Source organism: Paenibacillus sp. JJ-100 (assembly GCF_948329825.1).
Lineage (GTDB): Bacteria > Bacillota > Bacilli > Paenibacillales > Paenibacillaceae > Paenibacillus.
In genome coordinates, this window is sequence record NZ_CAOJCM010000003.1 from 392,324 (window position 1) to 413,980 (window position 21,657).

General features: G+C 46.5%; 21 protein-coding genes. 12 read left to right on the top strand and 9 right to left on the bottom strand.

Annotated features, from left to right (window positions below):
- Positions 1-159: 159 nt before the first annotated feature.
- A complete protein-coding gene (locus PQG66_RS14815; RefSeq protein ID WP_272038498.1) occupies positions 160-732 on the bottom strand; it encodes a hypothetical protein in 573 nt (190 codons plus the stop codon).
- Between the two features lie 290 nt (positions 733-1,022).
- On the opposite strand from PQG66_RS14815, the gene PQG66_RS14820 reads away from it, so the two are divergent.
- Positions 1,023-1,919 (top strand): diacylglycerol/lipid kinase family protein, encoded by an 897-nt coding sequence (locus tag PQG66_RS14820; RefSeq protein WP_272038499.1) that lies wholly within the window; start codon positions 1,023-1,025, stop codon positions 1,917-1,919.
- Positions 1,920-2,161: 242 nt separating this feature from the next.
- Here the strand turns inward: PQG66_RS14820 and PQG66_RS14825 are convergent, their stop codons facing one another.
- Both PQG66_RS14825 and PQG66_RS14830 read right to left on the bottom strand, forming a co-directional pair.
- Positions 2,162-2,686 (bottom strand): hypothetical protein, encoded by a 525-nt coding sequence (locus PQG66_RS14825; RefSeq protein ID WP_272038500.1) that lies wholly within the window; start codon positions 2,684-2,686, stop codon positions 2,162-2,164.
- A gap of 97 nt (positions 2,687-2,783) precedes the next feature.
- Positions 2,784-3,422 (bottom strand): TetR/AcrR family transcriptional regulator, encoded by a 639-nt coding sequence (locus PQG66_RS14830; RefSeq protein ID WP_272038501.1) that lies wholly within the window; start codon positions 3,420-3,422, stop codon positions 2,784-2,786.
- Between the two features lie 187 nt (positions 3,423-3,609).
- On the opposite strand from PQG66_RS14830, the gene PQG66_RS14835 reads away from it, so the two are divergent.
- The gene (locus PQG66_RS14835; RefSeq protein WP_272038502.1) at positions 3,610-5,841 is read left to right on the top strand and encodes an MMPL family transporter; all 2,232 of its coding nucleotides are present in this window, start codon (positions 3,610-3,612) and stop codon (positions 5,839-5,841) included.
- 263 nt (positions 5,842-6,104) lie between these two features.
- Complete coding sequence (locus PQG66_RS14840; protein WP_272038503.1) at positions 6,105-7,058, top strand: nucleoside hydrolase; 954 nt, start codon at positions 6,105-6,107, stop codon at positions 7,056-7,058.
- A 198-nt stretch (positions 7,059-7,256) separates the two neighbouring features.
- Here PQG66_RS14840 and PQG66_RS14845 read toward each other — a convergent pair whose 3' ends face one another.
- Positions 7,257-8,192: a hypothetical protein gene (locus tag PQG66_RS14845; RefSeq protein WP_272038504.1), complete on the bottom strand. Its 936-nt coding sequence runs from the start codon at positions 8,190-8,192 to the stop codon at positions 7,257-7,259.
- A 392-nt stretch (positions 8,193-8,584) separates the two neighbouring features.
- Here PQG66_RS14845 and PQG66_RS14850 point away from each other — a divergent pair, with 392 nt between their 5' ends.
- From PQG66_RS14850 to PQG66_RS14875, 6 genes are all read left to right on the top strand, one after another.
- Positions 8,585-9,061 (top strand): Dps family protein, encoded by a 477-nt coding sequence (locus PQG66_RS14850; RefSeq protein WP_272038505.1) that lies wholly within the window; start codon positions 8,585-8,587, stop codon positions 9,059-9,061.
- A gap of 127 nt (positions 9,062-9,188) precedes the next feature.
- Positions 9,189-10,430 carry a nitric oxide synthase oxygenase gene (locus tag PQG66_RS14855; protein ID WP_272038506.1) on the top strand — a complete coding sequence of 414 codons (1,242 nt, stop codon included), beginning with the start codon at positions 9,189-9,191 and terminating at the stop codon, positions 10,428-10,430.
- 305 nt (positions 10,431-10,735) lie between these two features.
- Positions 10,736-11,845: an ABC transporter ATP-binding protein gene (locus PQG66_RS14860; protein WP_272038507.1), complete on the top strand. Its 1,110-nt coding sequence runs from the start codon at positions 10,736-10,738 to the stop codon at positions 11,843-11,845.
- The gene (locus PQG66_RS14865) at positions 11,835-12,668 is read left to right on the top strand and encodes an ABC transporter permease (protein ID WP_272038508.1); all 834 of its coding nucleotides are present in this window, start codon (positions 11,835-11,837) and stop codon (positions 12,666-12,668) included. Before PQG66_RS14860 ends, PQG66_RS14865 begins: the two co-directional genes overlap by 11 nt.
- Positions 12,643-13,452, top strand: a complete 810-nt coding sequence (locus PQG66_RS14870; RefSeq protein ID WP_272038509.1) for an ABC transporter permease — start codon at positions 12,643-12,645, stop codon at positions 13,450-13,452. Before PQG66_RS14865 ends, PQG66_RS14870 begins: the two co-directional genes overlap by 26 nt.
- Positions 13,449-14,522 (top strand): ABC transporter substrate-binding protein, encoded by a 1,074-nt coding sequence (locus PQG66_RS14875; RefSeq protein WP_272038510.1) that lies wholly within the window; start codon positions 13,449-13,451, stop codon positions 14,520-14,522. Before PQG66_RS14870 ends, PQG66_RS14875 begins: the two co-directional genes overlap by 4 nt.
- A gap of 353 nt (positions 14,523-14,875) precedes the next feature.
- On the opposite strand, the gene PQG66_RS14880 is transcribed toward PQG66_RS14875, so the two are convergent.
- Together PQG66_RS14880 and PQG66_RS14885 are read right to left on the bottom strand one after the other, a co-directional pair.
- A complete protein-coding gene (locus tag PQG66_RS14880) occupies positions 14,876-15,376 on the bottom strand; it encodes a hypothetical protein (protein WP_272038511.1) in 501 nt (166 codons plus the stop codon).
- Between the two features lie 186 nt (positions 15,377-15,562).
- A complete protein-coding gene (locus tag PQG66_RS14885) occupies positions 15,563-16,591 on the bottom strand; it encodes an AraC family transcriptional regulator (protein WP_272038512.1) in 1,029 nt (342 codons plus the stop codon).
- Positions 16,592-16,726: 135 nt separating this feature from the next.
- Here PQG66_RS14885 and PQG66_RS14890 point away from each other — a divergent pair, with 135 nt between their 5' ends.
- Positions 16,727-17,314 carry an NAD(P)H-dependent oxidoreductase gene (locus tag PQG66_RS14890; RefSeq protein ID WP_272038513.1) on the top strand — a complete coding sequence of 196 codons (588 nt, stop codon included), beginning with the start codon at positions 16,727-16,729 and terminating at the stop codon, positions 17,312-17,314.
- A 168-nt stretch (positions 17,315-17,482) separates the two neighbouring features.
- On the opposite strand, the gene PQG66_RS14895 is transcribed toward PQG66_RS14890, so the two are convergent.
- The 3 genes from PQG66_RS14895 to PQG66_RS14905 all read right to left on the bottom strand — a co-directional run bounded on the left by PQG66_RS14895 (position 17,483) and on the right by PQG66_RS14905 (position 20,301).
- Positions 17,483-18,454: a cation diffusion facilitator family transporter gene (locus tag PQG66_RS14895; protein WP_442955109.1), complete on the bottom strand. Its 972-nt coding sequence runs from the start codon at positions 18,452-18,454 to the stop codon at positions 17,483-17,485.
- 400 nt (positions 18,455-18,854) lie between these two features.
- Complete coding sequence (locus tag PQG66_RS14900) at positions 18,855-19,628, bottom strand: DODA-type extradiol aromatic ring-opening family dioxygenase (protein ID WP_272038731.1); 774 nt, start codon at positions 19,626-19,628, stop codon at positions 18,855-18,857.
- Positions 19,629-19,635: 7 nt separating this feature from the next.
- On the bottom strand, positions 19,636-20,301 hold the full coding sequence (locus PQG66_RS14905; RefSeq protein ID WP_272038515.1) for an alpha/beta hydrolase: 666 nt from the start codon (positions 20,299-20,301) through the stop codon (positions 19,636-19,638).
- Positions 20,302-20,549: 248 nt separating this feature from the next.
- Here PQG66_RS14905 and PQG66_RS14910 point away from each other — a divergent pair, with 248 nt between their 5' ends.
- Both PQG66_RS14910 and PQG66_RS14915 read left to right on the top strand, forming a co-directional pair.
- Positions 20,550-20,915: a glyoxalase superfamily protein gene (locus PQG66_RS14910; RefSeq protein ID WP_272038732.1), complete on the top strand. Its 366-nt coding sequence runs from the start codon at positions 20,550-20,552 to the stop codon at positions 20,913-20,915.
- A gap of 41 nt (positions 20,916-20,956) precedes the next feature.
- Positions 20,957-21,505 (top strand): helix-turn-helix domain-containing protein, encoded by a 549-nt coding sequence (locus PQG66_RS14915; protein ID WP_272038516.1) that lies wholly within the window; start codon positions 20,957-20,959, stop codon positions 21,503-21,505.
- Positions 21,506-21,657 lie beyond the last annotated feature (152 nt).

The window sequence follows — 21,657 nt, forward strand, 5'->3', positions numbered from 1 at the left end:
GAGCCCTCACCAAGGTGCTCCACGCACCGCTAATGTAAGGGTTCAAAACAAACGGGACGAAACAGTCATTGCACTGCTTCGTCCCGTTTTATTATATTCCGGCTATGGCCCGGCACTTTCTATGGGCCAAAGTGCTGTTTACCCCTTGATATCCATAGGTTAATTCTTGCCGTTACTGCTGTCATGATGGTCCTGATGCTTTTCCTCAAGATCATGACGAGTATCATCTTCCAGTGAAGACGTTGATGGTTCGCCGGGCAGGCCTTCGCGCTGTTCAATCATCCGTCTAGCTACTTCATAACAGTCGTCGATGTGTTTGTTGCCCACATAGCGCATGGCCGTGAAGCTGAGCACTGCCGCAAGACCTTGGCCGGCAAAGGGTACAAACTTGGCAACGGATTTGGTCGCTACACGCATACCTACCCGTCTGAGCACTTGCACGACCAGTTCCTTGGTGATCATGCGACCAATGATTTTACTGCCAATGGACATGATAAATCCATATATCATGGACTTTGTTTCAGGGTCCATGCCACTGAGCTGTTGTTGAGATAATCCGAATTTATTGTTAATGGCAGGTAACAGCTGCATCAGCATGCCCACATCAGCTACGACATCCGTACCGGGAACTGGCACGAGTGTGGTGCCAGCTGAAGCGGTGGCTCGTTTATTAACCATAGCACGGCATTCCTTGCGCACTTGTTCTAATTGCTCCATTGTAGCTGGAATCATAGGGAATTCCTCCATTCCTGTATAGTCTACATATAACCGTTTTGTGGCGAGTTGAATGGGTTGCTCCCGCAAAATTTTTGCCTAATAACCTATAGGTTGCGGAGGAACCTTTTTTCTCATGCATGCACGAATTAAGGCGGATCAGGCATTGCCTAAGTATTGTTTATACAGCATACAGATATCTGATATGACGCAAGAATCATGTAGATGGTTTCGAGCTGTTGCATTTGTTTATAATTTTGCCTTTTTTGGGTAAAGGGAAGCAAGCATTGGAATGGAGGAAGAGCAGCATGAAATGGAATAAAGCCTTGTTAATTCATCATCTTCATGCAGGGAAAGCGAAACGCGAAAACACAGTAGGTCTGGTTACAGGCGTGTTGGCTCCAGCTATTCACGAATTGGTGGTGGTTCGGACGGATGAACCGGGTGAAGGAGAAAGGCTGTGCCGAGAACGTGGGGAAGAATTTGATGTGGTATTTATTTTGGGCGGCGACGGTACAGTGCATGAGTGTGTAAACGGGCTAGCATCCCTGCACAACCCTCCACAGATTGGCGTGCTTCCAGGCGGTACATGTAATGATTTTGCGCGTTCACTCGGCATTTCACCAGATGTGGAAGCCGCCGCACAGGAGCTGCTGGAAGGACGGGTTATACCCGTGGACGTGGGACGAGCAGGTGATCGGGTATTTACGAACTTTTTCGGTATAGGTCTAATCAGTGATACATCCCAGAATATTAATGAGAACTTGAAAGGTGCGCTCGGCAAAGTCAGTTACTTCATCAGCACGCTTCAGACGATTAGTCGTTCGGAGCCTTTCCGTTATGAGCTTGAGATCGATGGAGAGTGGAAGAAAGGCGAGGCAGTGATGATCTATGCAGCCAATGGACGCTTTCTGGGTACGAATGCATTGCCCTTTGCTCCAGATGCGTTGCAGGACGGCCAGTTGGATGTGCTCATTATCCATGAGACAGGCATTCCGCTGTTGCGAGAAGTACTTTCACATAAGCCGGAGGGGGAGTGGCAACCTCGGAATGAGAGTATTTCCTATTTCAAGGCCTCTACACTGAACATTAAAACCGATGTACCGATGCCAGCCGATACTGATGGCGAGTTGTACATGAAGACACCCGCCGAGCTATCGGTGCTGGCGGGTCATCTGCATTTTCTGACCGGAGCGAAGGAGTAACCTCCCCCAGTTTTGTTTTTTGTACGCAAATTAGATAGCCATTATTCCGAGGTAGACATGCTATGGTTTTTCAGACAAGGAGTCATTCGGGTGCAGCTTCACAACCTCGCGCTAAATGTGACTATAAGTGTTAGCGTAATTGTTATACTAAGAGAGCATTATGTAGTAATAATGTTGCATCACACTGCTAGATCTACAATTAATGGACAATGGGTTGTTACACAGGAACAGCTTGGCAGTACTTATTTTAATATTTTTATACTTTTGAAAATCCTGTCCAACAAATCCTGATTTTTTTCGGAATAGCTATTTGACATATCGAATGTGATTTCGTGCACTTTATCGGGCGTTTCCACAATGATCATATTGATTACGTTTGTTGGTCTAGGCACATCTCCCCAGCCATCTGCCTTCGCATCGAATGACATCCATAATATATTGTCGGCAAGTTGATCTTTTTCACGCAATTCATAAAAAAATTTGTAGGTTCCATTGTCCATATTAAAAAATCTGCTTCCCCTGCTTCTATAAAAATCTTTTGGTACGGCTCTTATGTGAAAAAAACCATCAAATTTTACATCTTTTCCAATCCAATAGTGAAGCTCTATTTCGTTCGTGTGCGATTCATTTATCATCCAATCCTGAGGTAAATTCATTACAATTCCAGCAAACTCTACCGTTTTCATTTTTTCTTTCGAGCTGCAACTTGTAAATACAATCGCTACCAAAAATAAGCAAGACGCAATGACCCATATTTTAACTCGCATAACTATCTGTCCCTTCTTTCTGTAATACTTCCATATTTATATCGGTTTTCTACAAAAAATATAAATAGAAAATGAGAAAGAAAGTACTCTTATACATTTATGTCCGTGACACTGCCCCATCTAGAAACAGGGTAACCAGTTCGTGTGAAAGTTCTTCAATGCTTCCCCCGTTCATATTACGCACATCTTCTCGGTTCGCAAGCATTAACAATGACGTAAATGCATGGGCAAGCAGCATGGGATTGGCGGACCGCAGATAACCGTTGTCCATCTCTCGCTGGAAGTGGGTGGCTAAAACTGCATAGATCTGAAATTCAGCTTCCCGAATCTGGGCTAGTTGCTTTATGTCTAGATGCTTCTCGGCCTCTCGCATCATGGTCTCCGTTTCAATATGGGAGTGTCTCATCTTCGCTTTGGCAACCTCGACCAGTCGCTCTTGCAACGTCCCAGGTTCATCGAGACGAAGTGTTGTCTGCTTCATACCCATCGCCATCATGCGAGTAATGGCGATGGTGAACAGTTCCGGTTTGCTGGAAAAATGATAATATATGGACGCTTTGGTCACCTGGCACAAGGAAGCGATCTGTTGAAGCGAGACAGCTTCGTAGCCATGTTCCATAAACAGCCGCGAGGCTGTCAGCAATATGTTGTTGTAGGCGGAAGCCTGGTCTGCACCTGCTTTGGGTCTGCCTGGAGGACGTGTGGAGCCAGCTTCTTTTGTTGGTTTTTTGTTCAAAATGATCAACCTCATTCATAGTTTAAATTAAATATTATACACTTTATAAAATTAGGGATTGCATAATTAACCTTCCGGTATATATAATTAACTCAATTATATTATGACCCATGGTTCATTTCTACACCATGACAATAATTAGGCACTATTTTTTAAATAAACAATACTAAAGGGAGATGAATAAACAATGCAGGAAGGTTCAGGTTATGGCCGTTTTATAGCGGGCAAACGAAGTAAATGGATCACGCTGATCGTATGGATTATTATTGCAGTGGGGCTTAGCCTGGTGTGGCCAGCCGTGAATGAGCGTGAGACTAATAATGCACAGGATTTGAGCGATTCCAAACCATCCGTTCAAGCCGCTACACTGGCCAAAAAGGAATTCCCTGGCGGTGAAGGACTGCCTGCCCTGATCGTGTGGCGCAATTCTGCTGGACTGACGGATGACCAGATTCAGCAGATTCAGGCGTTAACCGAGCGACTCGAACAGGATCCAGTGGAACAGCAGCAGTCTGTTGTGCCACTGCACAAGTTGCCGCCACAGGCGCTGCAGGGCCAACTCTCGGAAGACGGCAGTACCATCGTTATGCCACTATTCTTCAATAAGGATGCCGATTCGGAACAGTTGAAGGAAGGCATTGAGGCAGTAGAGGAAAAAGCAAAAGCCATCTTTGGCATGAATCCGTTCGATACGGATATAGACAATGAGAGCAAGCTCATTGCCCGCGTAACCGGGCCAGTCGGAATATCCATTGATGCCATCGGACTCTTTTCCTCCGCTGACGTGTCACTGTTGATTGCAACTGTAGTGATTGTTCTTGTACTACTGTTGTTAATCTATCGCTCTCCAGTACTGGCCATCATTCCGATTATTGCGGTTGGCTTCGCATATATGGTTACCAGTCCAATCCTAGGATTCATGGCAGATCAGGGCTGGATCACCGTCGATGCACAGTCGATCTCCATTATGACCGTATTGCTATTTGGAGCCGGAACGGATTATTGTCTGTTCATGATCTCCAGGTACCGTCAAATTCTGTATCATGAGCCGGACAAAAAGAAAGCAATCTTCCAGGCAATTACTGGTTCCTCCGGTGCGATAGCGATGAGTGGATTTACCGTTGTTGCTGCAATGCTGGTGCTGCTGCTGGCTGAATACGGAGCATACCAACGCTTTGCGGTTCCATTTAGTCTGTCGATCTTTATTATGTTTATTGCAAGTTTGACACTTGTTCCGGCATTGCTCGCGATCTTTGGTCGGGGTTCATTCTATCCGTTTGTTCCGCGTACTCACGAGATGGAAGTAGAGCGTGCGAAGAAAAAAGGAAAACCGGCTCCAGCACCTCGTAAAGTACGTGAAAGCTGGATTGGACGGATCGTAACAACCAGACCATGGGCGATTCTGGCAATTACAGTTGTGTTACTCGGCGGACTGGCTACGTTCTCAACGCAAGTAAAGTTCACGTACGACCTATTGTCTTCTTTCCCGGAAAATGTACCTTCTCGTGAAGGCTTTAAGGTCATTGGTGAGCAGTTCTCTCAAGGAGAGCTTGCTCCAGTTAAAGTGATTGTGGATGCTGGCGGTAAAGAAACGGATCTGAAGCAACGTCTTGAATCACTGGATTATATCAACAAGGTAGGCGAACCGCAGCAAGGTGCGGAGAATGCCAACATTACGGCATATGATGTGGAGTTTAATCTTAATCCATACTCTATCGAGGCCATGCAGCATATCCCGGATCTGCGTGCTACAGCACAAGCCGCATTGAAGGATGCTGGAGTTGCCAATGCGGGTCAACAAGTCTGGATTGATGGGCAGACGGCTGAACAGTATGACATTGAAGTGGCTGGAGAACGGGATGCCAAGGTTATTATTCCGGTCGTTATCGGTATGATTACCTTGCTATTGCTGATCTACCTCCGTTCCATTGTTGCAACGGTATATCTCATAATCACCGTAGTTCTGTCTTACTTCTCCGCACTCGGTCTGGGCTGGATCATCATCCACTACGGACTCGGGGCAGATGCTATTCAAGGAGCAATTCCGCTATATTCCTTTGTCTTCCTCGTAGCACTGGGAGAGGACTATAACATCTTCATGATCTCTAGCATCTGGCAGAAACGTAAAACGATGCCGCTCCGTCAGGCTATCAAAGAAGGTGTAGGCGAGACGGGTTCCGTTATTACCTCAGCGGGTCTGATTCTGGCAGGAACGTTTGCCGTCTTGGCGACATTGCCGATTCAGGTGCTGGTGCAGTTCGGAATCATTACAGCGATCGGTGTCCTGCTCGATACGTTCCTGGTTCGTCCATTCATGGTGCCAGCAATTACAGCACTACTGGGCAAATGGGCATTCTGGCCAGGCAAATACGTACCGATTGCGGAGAAAGAAGAAAAGAAAGCATACCAATCCCTGTAATACAGGAGTAGGGATAGATGGACCGTGGGGCTTCATGCCCGTGGTTCATCTTTTTTTTACAGAGGAATAGTTGAAGGTTGTGTGTATGAGATGGAATGGATGAACTGACAAAAATACGCAAAAAACCGCGTGGTTATGGTATTCTTTGGGTGTCAATGGTTTACTTCGCTGGTGGTTATGGGACATAATAGAGGAAGCGTCGGCCTTGGGCGGACGGGTAAGTTCACATCAATGGGGTAACCAGAGGAAGGATGAAAGCAAGCATGACGAACAAACTGAATGTGTATTTCAATCATGACGGCGGTGTAGATGATCTCGTATCGCTGTTTATGCTTCTGCAAATGGATAATGTACATGTAACCGGTGTATCGGTTATTCCGGCAGATGGGTATTTGGAGCCGGCAACAGATGCGAGCCGTAAAATTATTGATCGTTTTGGAACCTATTCTATCGAAGTATCCAAATCTAACTCCAGAGGCAAAAACCCGTTCCCGCCTGCATGGAGATTGCACTCTTTCTATGTAGATGCACTGCCTATTTTGAATGAATCGGGTAAAATGGAAGCGCCACTCTCGGCTATTCCTGCACATCAGCATCTGATTGAGAAAGTACGCAATACCGAAGGTAAAACACTTCTGTTGTTCACAGGCCCATTGACAGATCTTGCGCGTGCGCTTGACGAAGCACCAGATATTGAAGAGAAAATCGACAAACTGGTGTGGATGGGTGGTACGTTTGAGCGTGGAAACGTAGAAGAGCCGGAGCATGATGGTACAGCAGAATGGAACGTATTCTGGGACCCGGAAGCAGCATATCGCGTATGGCAAACCGGCATTCAGATTGATCTAGTTGCACTCGAAAGCACGAACAAAGTACCTCTTACTCCAGCCGTCCGTAACCGCTGGGCAGCAGAGCGCCGCTATGAAGGCGTAGATTTCCTGGGGAATTGTTATGCAGGTTGTCCGCCGCTGGTGTACAGTGAAACTAACTCTACATACTATCTGTGGGATGTCTTGACTACGGCTTCCGTAGGTCGTGAAGACATTGTGAAGAAAAAAACGGTGAATTGCATCGTCATTCCGGATGGTCCGAGCCAAGGTCGCACAGTAGAGCAGGCAGACGGACGCCCTGTGCAGCTGGTCTATGATACGGATCCAGATGCATTCTTCACATACATGACCGATTTGGGTAAAAAAGCTGCTCCGCAGCGCTACTAAGAATTGCAGCCGTAAGGCTAGCCTTCTTTAAGGAAGAACAAAAATAAGCCGCAGGCTATGTTCCCACCATCGGGTGAATCCCGATGATCGGATCGTTGCCATGCGGCTTTTTGGTGCATCTGTAGATCGATTATGAATGAGGCTCCCCCTACATTTGGAGGGAGCGTATAGTCTCTCTACTACCACGAAAAAGTTTGTTTACCAGCGTCCAAAAGGAGAGAATAGCCCACTGTAGAAGCCAGCTATAACGGAAGTTAACAAACGGTAGATGACATAAAACAACACAGCATTCACAATCAGCACGCTGTATATGCTGTCAATCGTTGCTTTGGTGCGATCCAGAGGGTGGTGGAACAACAACGTATTCATCGACACAAACAAAATGATATACGACAGCACCAGCAGTGATAAGGCAAATGAGTATGAGATAAAAATCATCACGTTTGCGAGCACCAGCGTAATGATTGCAGGAATGAGCAGCGTCCCCAACTGGGCAACCAGCATTTTCGGACGGAAGGTAATCCGTTCCAGCTTCAACACTCCATAGATTAACGCTATAGCTACGACTAGAATAATTGCTGCATATAACAGTGGACGCAAGAAACCACTAATAAACAGTCCATCCGCTTCGAGGCGGCCAAATGTAATTAAAACGTATGTAGAGGTCAATAAGGCAAACAATATCATCGTTACCAAGCCATGAAGGGCATGCTGTTCGCCCACGGTTTTCATCGATTGATAGGGACGAGCTAAAACACTGAGAAAATAAGACAAATATTGTTTGCTAACTTCTTTGGCTTGCTGTACTTTCTCATTTTGTACGATGTTGCTCCATTGATTTGCTCCTTGGTTTTGTGCAGAACCATCGGCGGAACCAAGGTTACTGGCATTTTCGTTGTCCTGAACAGATGACGGGACAGGGGAAACGGATGAGGAACGTGTAGGCGCCGCTTCATAAGAAGCAGGCTGCTGGGTGCTCGACCAACGAGTGTATTCCGAGTCGGCAGATCCTGAATCTGTGTGTGTCACAGTATCCGTAAGATCGGAAGAAGCGTGGTTGCCAGTCAAGTTCGAGCCGCACCTCTCGCAAAAACGGGCATCTCCATTTTCATGATTACATACTGGGCATTGCATGTTATAAGCCTCCAATTCCTTGAAATAATGAATAAGGTATACATTGTGTCTCATTTTAACGTTCGATGACGAACTTTGTCTATGTATAGCAGAAATAAATACCCAAAAATATTGTTATGAAACAGGAAAGTGAGATTGGAGAATGATAATACAGTGAAGTAAAACAGGGAATCAGAAGAGGGATTATCAGGTGTGGATGACGATCATCATGAAGTTCAGCTTCATCGAATCTTCATTTCAATAAGAGCCTCGAGCCCTTTTCAAAGTGTGTCGGCAATGATATAATTAAATCAAGATTTAGATTAAGTCTAAATTAAACAATGATTATTTATTAACTCTTAAACAAATAATAAGACAAATCACAACGATCCAATTGAAAGGGGAACTATTCCATGAGTACTATTCAAACAAAGCAAAACACAACAACGAACACATCTGCACTTCAAGAGAGCTTGAATCGTCAAATTGCTGGGTGGTCAGTCCTTTACACGAAACTGCATAACTTCCACTGGTATGTCAAAGGACCCCACTTCTTCACACTACATGCCAAATTCGAAGAGCTGTACAACCTGGCTACTGCCAACATGGACGAAGTGGCTGAGCGCCTATTGATGATTGGAGGTCGCCCTGTCGCAACAATTGCAGAACAACTGCATCTATCTCCCATTGCAGAAGTACAAGGCCAAATGTCTGCTGAGCAGATGGTAGAACAGGTGATTGCCGATCTGAATGCAATGCTGTCGGTCATTCATCAAGGTATATATGAAGCGGGAGAAGCAGAAGACAATGCGACCGAAGATATACTAATTGGGTTCACAGCGGCACTGGATAAAGAAATCTGGATGTTAAACGCATTTCTGGGTAAATAATTGTAGTTAACCTGTCTCCTGACAACGATATGTAGAGTCCGTGAACAAATGTCCCGTTCGCTTACAAATCCGGTATGCTTCACGTATAATAATGGCATCCAAGATGTACAGAATGGTGGAATGAATAATGCGGGCAGACCTGGAACGATTACAGGAAGAAGCCGAACGGTTTATATATACATGTTACAAAGAGCTGGGTTATACGCGTGAAGACGCGGAAGCCCGGCTTCTTGCCATTAAACGCGAGGTGGACGAGACGGGGACCTATACCCATACCACGGAAGAGCTGGAGCAGGGTTGTAAAATGGCATGGCGGAATAGCAATCGCTGTATCGGGCGGTTATTCTGGGACAAGCTGCGCATCGTAGATGCTCGCCATGCGGATACCCCTGAAGCCGCCGCGCAAGCCATACTCGGTCATATTCATTCCGCTTCTAACGGAGGAAAGATTATCCCGACTATTACTGTTCTGCCACCGGAAGGTCCGAACGGGGTGCCGATTCGGATCTGGAATCATCAGTTGATTCGTTATGCAGGATACGAAACAGAACAAGGAATTATAGGTGACCCCGCATCGGTTGAGATGACCCAAGCCGCCATTTCACTCGGTTGGGAAGGAGCTGGTGGTGATTATGACGTATTGCCGCTCATCATTCAAGCTCAGGGGCAAGCTCCAGCGTTGTATGTTATACCAGAACAGGAGATCATTGAAGTGCAGATTGAGCACCCCGAGCGAACAGAGATTGCAGAACTGGGGATGCGCTGGTATGGTGTGCCGATGATTGCCGATATGCGTGTGGAGATCGGTGGAATTAACTACCCGGCAGCACCGTTTAACGGCTGGTATATGGAGACGGAGATTGGTGCACGTAACTTCGCAGATCCGTTCCGATATAACAAGCTGCCATCTGTAGCTGCGGCACTGGGATTGAATATGTCGAGTGAAACGACACTGTGGAAGGATCGGGCACTGGTGGAGCTGAATGTCGCTGTGCTGCATTCATTCAAGAAGGCTGGCGTGAGTATTGTGGATCATCATACGGCAGCATCACAGTTTGCCTTGTTTGAACAGCGCGAGGCGAAGGCCGGACGTGAGTTGACCGGGGATTGGGGATGGTTGATTCCGCCGGTATCGCCAGCAACAACCCATATTTTCCACAGTTCTTATCGTAATGAGATCGTGAAGCCGAACTTTTTTTACCAGGATCGAGCCTTTCAAATTCAGGATGGGATCGTCGTTGCCGCAGGCCCGAGCAGCAGGGAGCAGTATGAGCGGCATTCGGAGCATCTGTCCAATGAGGAAGCTTCGTTACAGAAGATCTCGTCACAGGCTGGTCATAAACCATTGAAATGCCCGTTTGCACATTAGTCGTGTGAACGGGTTTATTGTTTTGTGGATGGATTCACTCGAACCAGATGATACCAGCTTGAACGGTAATGAGGTAAAGGTATCTTATTGCATATATTGAGTTACATACAGTGCAAAATAAGTAAACAACGAATAGGGAAGATTCATTTCTAATTCAATGAGGTTGAAATTACATAGGGCGTTTACATCAAAACCATTGCGGTTATACCTGAATCATATATAATTAATGGGCATTGTTATTCACAGATGTATTTTATTAGTGTACAGACTTAAGTGTACCTCAAGGATAAGGGGGCGAAGTAAGCATGTCAGAACAACAACCGATTATACGGTTTGACCGGGTGACACAGCAATACGATCAGGATGAGGCCGTATTAAAAGCTGTCAGTTTCGAGATTGAACGTGGTAAATTCTATACACTTCTCGGGCCATCCGGCTGTGGTAAAACTACAATATTACGGCTGATTGCCGGCTTTGCGGAGCCGACGGAAGGCAGTATTTATTTTAACGGCGCACTGATTAATCAAGTGCCTGCGCACCAGCGTCAGGTGAATACGGTATTTCAGGACTATGCGTTATTCCCACATTTGAATGTATTTGAGAATGTGGCTTTTGGCTTGCGGATCAAAAAAATGAAAACATCCGAGATTCGCAGCAAAGTGCTGGAAGCTCTCAAGTTTGTCAATCTGTCCGGTTACGAGAATCGGGAGATTAGCGAGATGTCTGGCGGACAGCGTCAGCGTGTAGCCATCGCCCGTGCGATCGTGAACGAGCCTGAAATTTTGCTGCTGGACGAGCCTCTGTCAGCGCTCGACTTGAAGCTGCGTACTGAGATGCAGTATGAGCTACGGGAGTTACAGCAACGCTTGGGCATTACATTTATTTTTGTCACGCATGATCAGGAAGAAGCTTTGGCCATGTCGGATGAAATCTTTGTACTAAACGGCGGTGTCATTCAACAGAGTGGTACACCCAATGATATTTATGATGAGCCAATTAATCGTTTTGTGGCGGATTTTATTGGAGAGTCCAATATCGTGGCAGGCAAGATGAAGCAGGATTTTGTGGTTGAGTTCGCTGGCGCACAGCATGAATGTGTCGATCAGGGACTGCAGCCGGATGAGCCAGTCGAGATCGTTATTCGTCCGGAGGACCTTGAGATCACTACGGAGGAACAGGGTAAGCTTAAGGTGAAAGTGGACTCGCAGTTGTTCCGCGGCGTACACTACGAAATCTCGACCTATGATGACGCAGGCAACGAATGGTTAATTCATTCCACGAAGAAAGCGGTCGTCGGATCGCGCATCGGGCTTTATTTTGACCCGGAAGCCATTCATGTCATGCGTTTCAATGAGACCGAAGAAGAGTTCGACAGACGACTCGAAGCTTATCAAGAGGCCGCTCATGCAGACTAAAGCCAGCACGCGCAATGCGTATCTGATTCCATATGTGTTATGGATGGTGTTGTTCGTTGTAGCGCCGGTTCTGCTGGTCATCTATTACTCGTTCTTCGATGTGGAGGGTAACTTCACACTGGGCAACTATGCGCGGTTCTTTACGCCGGTGTATATGCAGATGACGCTCAGTTCATTCTGGTACGCGTTTCTGATTACAGCGTTCTCGCTACTTATCTCGTATCCAACAGCGTACATGTTGACTCGAACCAAGCATAAACAGTTATGGCTCCTGTTAATCATTTTGCCAAGCTGGATTAATCTGTTGTTAAAAGCGTACGCCTTCATCGGCCTGTTCGGAACGTACGGTCTGACCAACTCCCTGCTGGAAGTGGTGGGCATTGGTACACAGCAGATTTTGTTCACCGATTTCAGCTTTATTTTTGTTTCGGTGTACATTTTCATTCCATTTATGATTCTGCCGATCTTCAATGCGCTAGAAGAGATGAATCCCTCTTTGATCTATGCTGCACGAGATCTTGGCGCTTCATCGTGGTTAACGTTCCGGCGCGTGATCTTTCCGCTGACGCTCAGCGGAGTGAAATCCGGCTGTCAGGCCGTGTTTATCCCGGCGCTCTCGCTGTTTATGATTACTCGCCTTATTGCGGGGAACCGTGTTATTACGCTGGGTACTGCCATTGAGCAGCATTTTCTCGTCACCCAGGACTGGGGCATGGGATCGACCATTGCCGTCTTTTTGATTATCGCGATGGCTGTCATTATGTTTCTGACCGGATCAGGCAAGAAGGAGGTGCGGAATGGGAAGAAACGGAAAACTGTCTAATGTGTATCTGGCGGTCGTATTTGCCATTTTGTATGCACCGATTGCTTATCTGATCTTCTACTCGTTCAACAGCGGTGGCCATATGCGGGGGTTCGAGGGCTTCACGCTGGAGTGGTATAGAGAAGTGTTTGCCGATACCCGGTTGCTCATTATTGTATTAAATACGTTTATTATCGCTCTGTTGTCCTCCGCCATTTCCACGATTTTGGGTGTGGCAGGTGCACTGGCGATCTATCATGTACGTCGTAAACGGACTAAAAACACGCTGCTATCTCTAAACAATGTGCTGATTGTTAGCCCGGATGTCATTATCGGTGCATCATTCCTGATATTGTTTACGATGATCGGTATCAAACTGGGTTTCACTTCGGTATTGCTGTCGCATATCGCATTCAGTGTGCCGATTGTCGTAATCATGGTTCTGCCGAAACTTCAGGAAATGAGCTCAACCTTGATGGATGCTGCTCGTGATCTGGGCGCAGGAACATGGCAAATATTAACGCGTGTTGTGCTGCCTTACGTGAAACCTGGTATTTTTGCTGGATTCTTCATGGCTTTGACGTACTCACTCGACGATTTTGCCGTAACCTTCTTTGTGACGGGGAACGGGTACTCTACCCTCTCGGTGGAGATCTACTCCAGAGCAAGGCAAGGGGTGTCGCTGTCCATTAACGCCCTGTCTACGCTGCTGTTCCTGCTCACGGTGTTGCTGGTGGTTGGATATTACTTCATTAACCGCCGTGCAACACGGATACCACCTGGAGGAAAGGGGCTGCGTCCATGAAACAGCTGGTACGGACATTCGCACTTGTGTTTGTGGCCGCTTTTGCCTTGATGGTTCTGGCTTCGTATCTGAACAAAAGTCAGGGATATTCCGGCGGTAACACGCTGACGATCTACAACTGGGGCGATTATATCGACCCTGATCTATTGCAAGAATTCGAGGAAGAGTCCGGTATGAAGGTCATCTACCAGACGTTTGATTCCAACGAAGCGATGCTGACCAAGATTGAACAGGGCGGTACAACGTTTGATGTGGCGATACCTTCGGAATATGCGATTAGCAAAATGAAAGAAGAGAACTTGCTTGTACCCATCGATCATAGCAAGTTGCCTAACCTGAAAAATATCGACGAAAGGTTTTTGAACCTTTCCTACGATCCGAACAACCAATTCTCCGTCCCGTACTTCTGGGGAACGGTCGGTGTTGTGTACAACCCGGAGCTGGTTGGGGGATTGACGTTTAACAGCTGGAATGACCTATGGGACCCACGTCTGAAAAACCAGATCCTGCTGCTCGATGGCGCTCGTGAGGTCATTGGTATGGGGCTGAACAGTCTGGGCTACTCGCTTAACGATACGAATGAAGACCATCTTCAGGCGGCATTGAAAAAACTGTCGACCCTGACGCCTAATGTTAGAGCCATTGTAGGGGACGAGATCAAAATGCTGCTTGCGAATGAAGAAGCGGCAGTTGGACTCGTATGGTCTGGGGATGCATCGGAGATCATGGATCAGAACGATAAACTGGATTACATGGTACCGGAGGAAGGCTCCAACCTGTGGTTCGACAGCATGGTCATCCCGAAAACAGCTCAAAATGTGGAGGGAGCCCATCAGTTTATCAACTTCATGCTCGACCCGGATCATGCTGCACGCAACGCCGAGTATGTGGGATATTCTACACCGAATGCGGAGGCACTCAAGTTGCTGCCCGAAGACATCTCGCAGGATGAGCGCTTCTATCCAGACGAGACGCTGACAAGCAAGCTGGAGGTCTACAACAATCTGGGTAGAAAAATGCTATCGCATTATAATGACTTGTTCCTCGAGTTTAAAATGCACAGCAAATAGCATGAACCGAGGCGTTTAACAAAGATTTACTTGCGGAAAATTAATCGCTAATTATGGTTACAGAAAAAAGCAACTCCTACACAAAACCTCCCCTGATCACTAATGATTCAGGGGAGGTTTATTTTATATCTGCTTCAGAGCAACAAGCATAGAAGTGCGATATCAGAGGTATGAAATTACACGTAACGGAGAGGGCAGAGATAAGCTGGAGAAGCGAAGCGATCACCTTTATCCCCGGATTTTCTCATATGATATGAGATTCAAAAAAAACCGGGGATAACAGTGATCGGAAGCTTACTCTGCGCGCGGAGTGGCCTAGTGTAATTAAGACTTTTCATCTTATATCATTGCCACTACATATGCTTTTTGCGTCCCATAATGAGGTACGCACCGCCCATAATCAACACAATAGCCACAACAGGCTGGATGTAGCTCATATTACTGAGTGCAGATCCGATGGACATTACGGAGAAGAACAGCAAGGAAAGAACGGTCAGAATGTTAATCGGAATGAGCAGCCATTTATTCCGGCCGCCAAACCAGTAGAGCTCGAATAGACCGATAGCTGGCGCCAGAATGAAACCAGGCCACATCGTACCCCAGTTGCCGAACAGCATAGCGATCTGAGAGACGAGACCAACGGTTAGCAGTACTCCCCCTGGAACAAGCAACCCCACCCCTCTCCCAATCATGGAGAAGTACATCCAGTGGAAGAACAGACCGAGCGGAATAACAAACAAAGTAGGCCAGAAGGTAGCAAAGATCGTGCCTGGGCCCATGGCGCCGCCTTGATTCAGAATGAGGTATACACCCAGCAAAATCAGGACAGGTGCCAGAATGGTACGTTTAGCCATAATTTCTCTCCTTTTGAATAGGAATCATTGTTCCATGCGTATGTTTTCGTCGCTTTCGTTAATTACAGCATACCACGAACTGGAAAACGGGAACCTCCGTCTTTGGCGTTAAAGTTAACCTAGACTTAAGTCTAGGTATTGAATGGAGTTGCTATGAATATCAGAAATATCAGAACCTTATCTTTATTATGTTTTGGCTAGAGTATCCCGATATTGGCCGGGAGTCAGTCCAGTCCACTTTTTAAATGCGTTCTGAAATGCACTTTGTTCCGAAAAATGCAGGGCATACGCGATATCGCCAACGGAATAGCTGCCTCTTTGTAAATAACGCTGTGCCAGTTCCTTGCGTACCTGAACAGAGATGTCATGAAACGTTGTACCTTCTTCGCGTAATCTGCTCTGCAGTGTGCGAATGCTCATGCCGAGATGCGCGGCCGTATGTTGTAATGTGGGGAAGAAGGAGGGCAAACTCTCTATAATAAACCGGCTTACCTTGCTGGAGAAAGGTTGAGAGGCATACAGGTCTGCTCTGGCCTCTTCAGCCATCTTCTCGAACACCTTCAGCATTTTGGCATCTGAATATAAGACGGGCAGCTCCAGGGTCTCTTTGGGTAGGCGCAGCAAGGTGTGGACAGCACCGAATTGTGGAGTGACCCCGAATGCATTTATGTAAGGAGACAGATCGTTCACAGCGTCGGGAGCTTCATGCCGGAATTGTACTTCCCGAATGACGACGAGGTGATTCGCCAGTTTATTGATCAGATGTATTACCGATACTGTCATATCCTCAACGCAATGGCGAGATAAGGGAACGTCCTCATGTTGTACAGATAATCGAATAATCAGATCGGTTTCGTTCACTTCCCACTCCAGTTGAAATCCACTGTACAAAATATCGTTATATCGCTGGTAAGCGATCAATGCATCACCAATCGTTCTGGAGTGCATCATGACGTATCCGACCAAGCTCAGATCGGCCATATCCAGCCGCCCACCCTGATTTAATCCGAAGTACAGATCATTCGTGTAATCCGCAGCAAGCCGCATCATCCGTTCCAATTCAGTGACGGGTATGCGTGCATCTGGATTCTCCATCTGTGCTGGAACCACATCCATATCTTTGAAAAACGATTCAGGCGGAATGCCTTTGTGTACCAAGGTTTTCAAAATAGGATACACCATGGAAATCGGAACACTTTGATTAAAATGGTTCATAATTCCTCCCGTTTGCACGAATCCGCAATGATTCGGCGTGGTTGATCATTTGTTTATCCTGTCCTTCACTCTATGCTTGTGATATGTCCGTTTCATTAGTCTTGATGAGACCTATTATACAGGAGGAGCAAACGTATGAATGCAACTAAAATTTTGATCATTAACGGTCATCCTGATCCGTTGAGTTATTGCAAAGCGCTATCCGAATCCTATGCAGAGGGAGTGAGGCAGTCTGGAGGGGCTGTGGAGACGATCGATCTGAGTGAGATCGAGTTCAATCCGAATCTTCGCTATGGTTACCGTAAGCGGACAGACTTGGAGCCGGATTTGCTCAAAGCACAGGAATGGATTCGCTGGGCTGATCATCTGGTGTTTGTATACCCGACATGGTGGGGAACGATGCCGGCTGTGCTGAAGGGGTTTATTGACCGGATATTCTTACCGGGGTTTGCGATGAGATATCGAGAAAACTCAGTGCTTTGGGACAAATTGCTTAAGGGTAAATCTGCACAACTCATCGTGACTTCTGACACGCCTCGTTTCTACAATGCTCTAGTTTACAGAAATGCGGGTCATAGAATCATGAAATCGAACATTCTTAAATTCAGCGGTGTGTCCCCGGTACATGTCACTGATATCAGTCCAATTCGCAAGTCTACCGAAGCGTTCCGTCAGAAATGGCTGGATAAGGTGATGAAAATGGGGATGAAGCAGGTGCGGTAATCATCTAATTACCTTGTTGAGCTGAAGAGCAGGGGCTATTTAGAAGTGACTATAACAAGGTCTGTTTACGTCAAAAATAGCAATGAACACAAAAGAGACGAGGCAGGGTGATTTCTGCTTCGTCTCTTGGCTGTGCATCTTTTTGTCGATGATCAAGTTATTCGAATACTACTTCACTACATCCGAGTCTTTTTTGCTCCAACTGTTCACTCCGTCATCTTCAATGATCGAGATTGAGGCGTCTGCAATATCCGGGTTCGTCATCAGTTTCTCCTGAATCCTGAACTTGATATCATCTGCATCGGCAAGACTGAGTCCCTTGGTCAGCTCGATCAGACCCTCAACATGGTAATACCGTCCTTCTTGGATGATGCGCATCATTTGAATGTCAGCCACATGGCTGTCTGCCAGAATGGTCTCGGATACTTTGTCCTCGATATCCTGCGGTGCTGCCACACCAATCAAACCGATCATGTTGTCGTATCCGACGCGGAAAGCGACAGCAATCATCAGGCATCCGATGATGGTGGTTACAACGCCATCGAGCAAGGCGAAGTTAGTCAGTGCAATGATAACAACAGACAGAAGCGCAAGGATGGCTCCAATCACGGCCACAACATCCTCGTAGAACACGAGTCGGGTTGGAGGTGCGGCACGTCTTACATTTTTAATCGCAGCAGGTACCAGGGCGAGTCCCGTCGCTTTTGGCGCACGAGCTTCCTTGAGAATTTCCTTCATCGCTTTGATGAGGATGGCCCCATCAATTACGATATTCAGTACAAGTACACCAATATTGATCCACAGTCCACCCGAGCTGCCAGCAGGATGTCGAAGCAGGTTGATGCCTTCGTGAATCGTTTCATAGGCCATAATCGTCACAACAATAACGGCGATCATACAGAAAATGTTGATGACCCGTCCGAATCCGGTTGGAAAGCGGCGTGTAGGCTGCTTCTCGGATAATACACTTCCGACAAATACAAACCCTTGGTTGATGGCATCGGCCAGTGAATGCATCGCTGATGCGAACATAGCACCGCTACCACTGAATAAAAACGCGCCTCCCTTGCACAGTGAAAGTATGGCGTTTCCAGTCATGGCAACGGCAGAGGATGTGTTTCCTTTTTTGATGAGAGACATAAAGCTCTCTGACTTCACTTGTTCAGCCACTTCGATAGTTCCTCCCAGATATGTAGTTGATGTAGAAAAATTGTCTCTATTCCATTAGTTTACGCATTTCCACTAAATGTTATTATACTCTCCTTTACATATCCCAGCATTATGAAAAAATGGTCATATTACCATCCAGTCTACAATGGTGGCTCTGTTCTAGACTAGTGTAGTTTTAAGTTACTGTACTTTTAATATTCAATGCTTTGTATTTCACGCAAATATGTGTAAATGTAGGTCTACACTATTCAATTCAGTCTGTCGTTCAGGAAGCAAACTCAAAGAAAGCGTGAGACGCAGGGGAACCCTGCAACTCACGCTATTTAAGATCTATGCTTGTACATGTCGTATCATTTTGTAACTATGCAGCTTAGTCAAATCTCCAGCAGGACAAGCTCAGATTGCCATACTGATACGCCCGGAATAAGAGAGAGGCCTGCTTGGTAGCATCTCCTGCACCCATAGCCAGTAGAAGTGGCACAAAGTGCTCTGGTGTAGGGACTGCCGCATCTACAGATGGAGCCAATCTGTCGTAAGCGAAGAGAGCGTCTGTATCCCAACGTTCCAACTTATCCTGTAGCCAGTTATCAAATTCCATGGCCCATGCATCCGCACCTGTACTTTCCCAGTTCAAACGGCGCAGATTGTGAACAGTTCCGCCGCTGCCGATGACAAGAACATCTTGTTCGCGCAGAGAGGCGAGCGCTTGACCTATGCGATACTGTTGCTCACCCGTGAGATAACGATTGACGGACAGAGCGATAACAGGCACATCTGCTTCAGGGTAGAGTAGACGCAGCACAACCCATGCTCCGTGATCGAGCCCTCGTGTCTCATCGGTCTGCACTGGAATACCAGCTTCCGCGAACAGTCTGGTGATCTCGGCGGATGTCTCGGCATGCCCGTGAGCGGGATATTTGATCTGATACAGTTCAGGTTGAAAACCACCGAAGTCATAGATCGTTTCATAAGAGCCGGTAACGGATGATACAAGCTGTGTAGTTGATTCCCAGTGAGCGGAGAACAAGACGACAGCTTTGGGTTTAGGCAGATCCTGTCCAAGCTTCTGTACAAATTCAGTGTAAACATTCTCCTCTAGCGCCAGTGAAGGGGCACCATGAGCGATAAATAGGGAAGGCATCATCATTCATTCATCCTTTCGTATCTTCGGCAGTGACCTGGGCATCCGTCCGAAGGAAATGTTGGAGTTGTGCATATAGCTCGGATGTCACATGGTGACCGCCGTTGTAGGGAACATAGGTGACTTGATTCGTATAGCTGCGGAAAAATGAAGCATTATCTTCACCGAGTTGCAGCGGAAACAGATGATCTTGATCGCCGTGTGAGATAAATGCAGACAGGCTCGAAGAAGGTTGCAGCGTATATTCCTCTTTTACAAATTGCGGAATGTATCCACTCATCGCAACGATGCCCTTGATCGCATCGCCCATAACCAGAGCCAGGGTCATTGCCATGATGCCACCCTGACTGAATCCGGCGATATAGCGCCGAGCAGGATCAATCGCATATTGGAGCGACAGCTCGTTAATGAGCTGCTCCAGTCCTTGAACTGAGGCATCATATAACTCGCGAACAGGATTGCCTATACTTTTAATCTGAAAATAAGCATACCCTCCGCCTTGTGCAATGGGCCCGCGAACGGCCACGATAATGAAATCGGAAGACAAAGGCTCCATTAAGCGAAGCATGTCCTGTTCGTCCGAACCCATACCATGCAGGGCAAAAATAACAGGGTATTTCTGATCTTTATCATAATGGGGAGGCAGCTTCACCTCATGAATATATGAAGAATTCAAACGGGATACACCTCCAGCTGGGCTATGGTTGGTATGAACCAGATGTATGATCAAACTTAAGTAAAGGATGAACTACACTCCAATAAGTTCACTCATATGAAAATAATATTCTTATTTATGAACAAAATTTATCATGATTTCATTGTAAGGTCAATACTTTTTTTGTATCATGAAAATATGTTTGATATAAGGTAACTTGGAATGAAGAGATGAAGATTTATTTTGTAAAGGAGGACGTGATGTAGATGATGAAGGGAATCATACCTATTTTGAGGATATTTGATGAAACGAAAGCGAAGGAATTTTATATGAATTATTTAGGTTTCAAGCTGGATTGGGAGCATCGATTCGAGGCGGACATGCCTTTGTATATGCAGGTTTCATATGACACCGTAGTGATTCACCTATCAGAACATCACGGCGACTGTACGCCAGGTGCAGCCCTACGTATTGCGACAGAGCATCTGGAAGAAATGCATGAGAGGCTTACTTTGCAAAATTACAAATATGCGAGACCGGGTATCGAAGAAACGCCTTGGCAAATGCGTGAGATGAGCATTACCGATCCGTTTGGCAATCGTCTTATTTTCGCAGAGACATCTGTTGAATCATAAATTCAGGAATACTTGCAATCATAGAGAGGGAAGAGGATGACATGGATATTGGCTTGGCAATTCGAACGATACGCAAACAGAAACAAATTACAATCATGCAGATGTGTGAGGGGACAGGACTATCCAAAGGCTTTATTAGCAACGTGGAAAATAACAAAACATCTCCGTCCATCGCTACACTGGAGAGCATCGCTGATTATCTGGAGGTCCCGCTACCGTACTTGTTATTAACGCCGGAGCAGCGTATGAATGTGGTGCGCAAGCATGAGCGCAAGGAGACAACGGCTGGCAGCGGTCAGATCAAAGTACAGCAGCTAACCGCCAAAGGTGCGATGCGCATGTCCATTGTAGAACTTCCTCCAGGGGCTTCCACCGGAATGAGTAAACATGCAGGAGAGGAGAGTCATCTTGTAATGCAGGGTGTGATCCAAGCGAAGCAGGGGGAAGATGTGGAAACGCTGGAGGCTGGAGACTCGTTTACATGGAACGCCATTGTACCGCATGAAGTGACTAATATTGGTGAGGAACCAGCAGTCGTTCTGATTGCGGTATCCAAGGAATTAGAGCTGGATCATCTGTTGAGTCCATAGAAGGATAGTGGTCGATGGCGAATAATAGAAAGATCGTATGTTCTATGATCTAACGGTATGTTGTCATCCTGCCCTTGTTTCTACTCCAACAGAAAAGGTGGGGGACACATTGTCCCCCACCTTTTCTCGGTTTATCCCACTAAGTTCCTGGG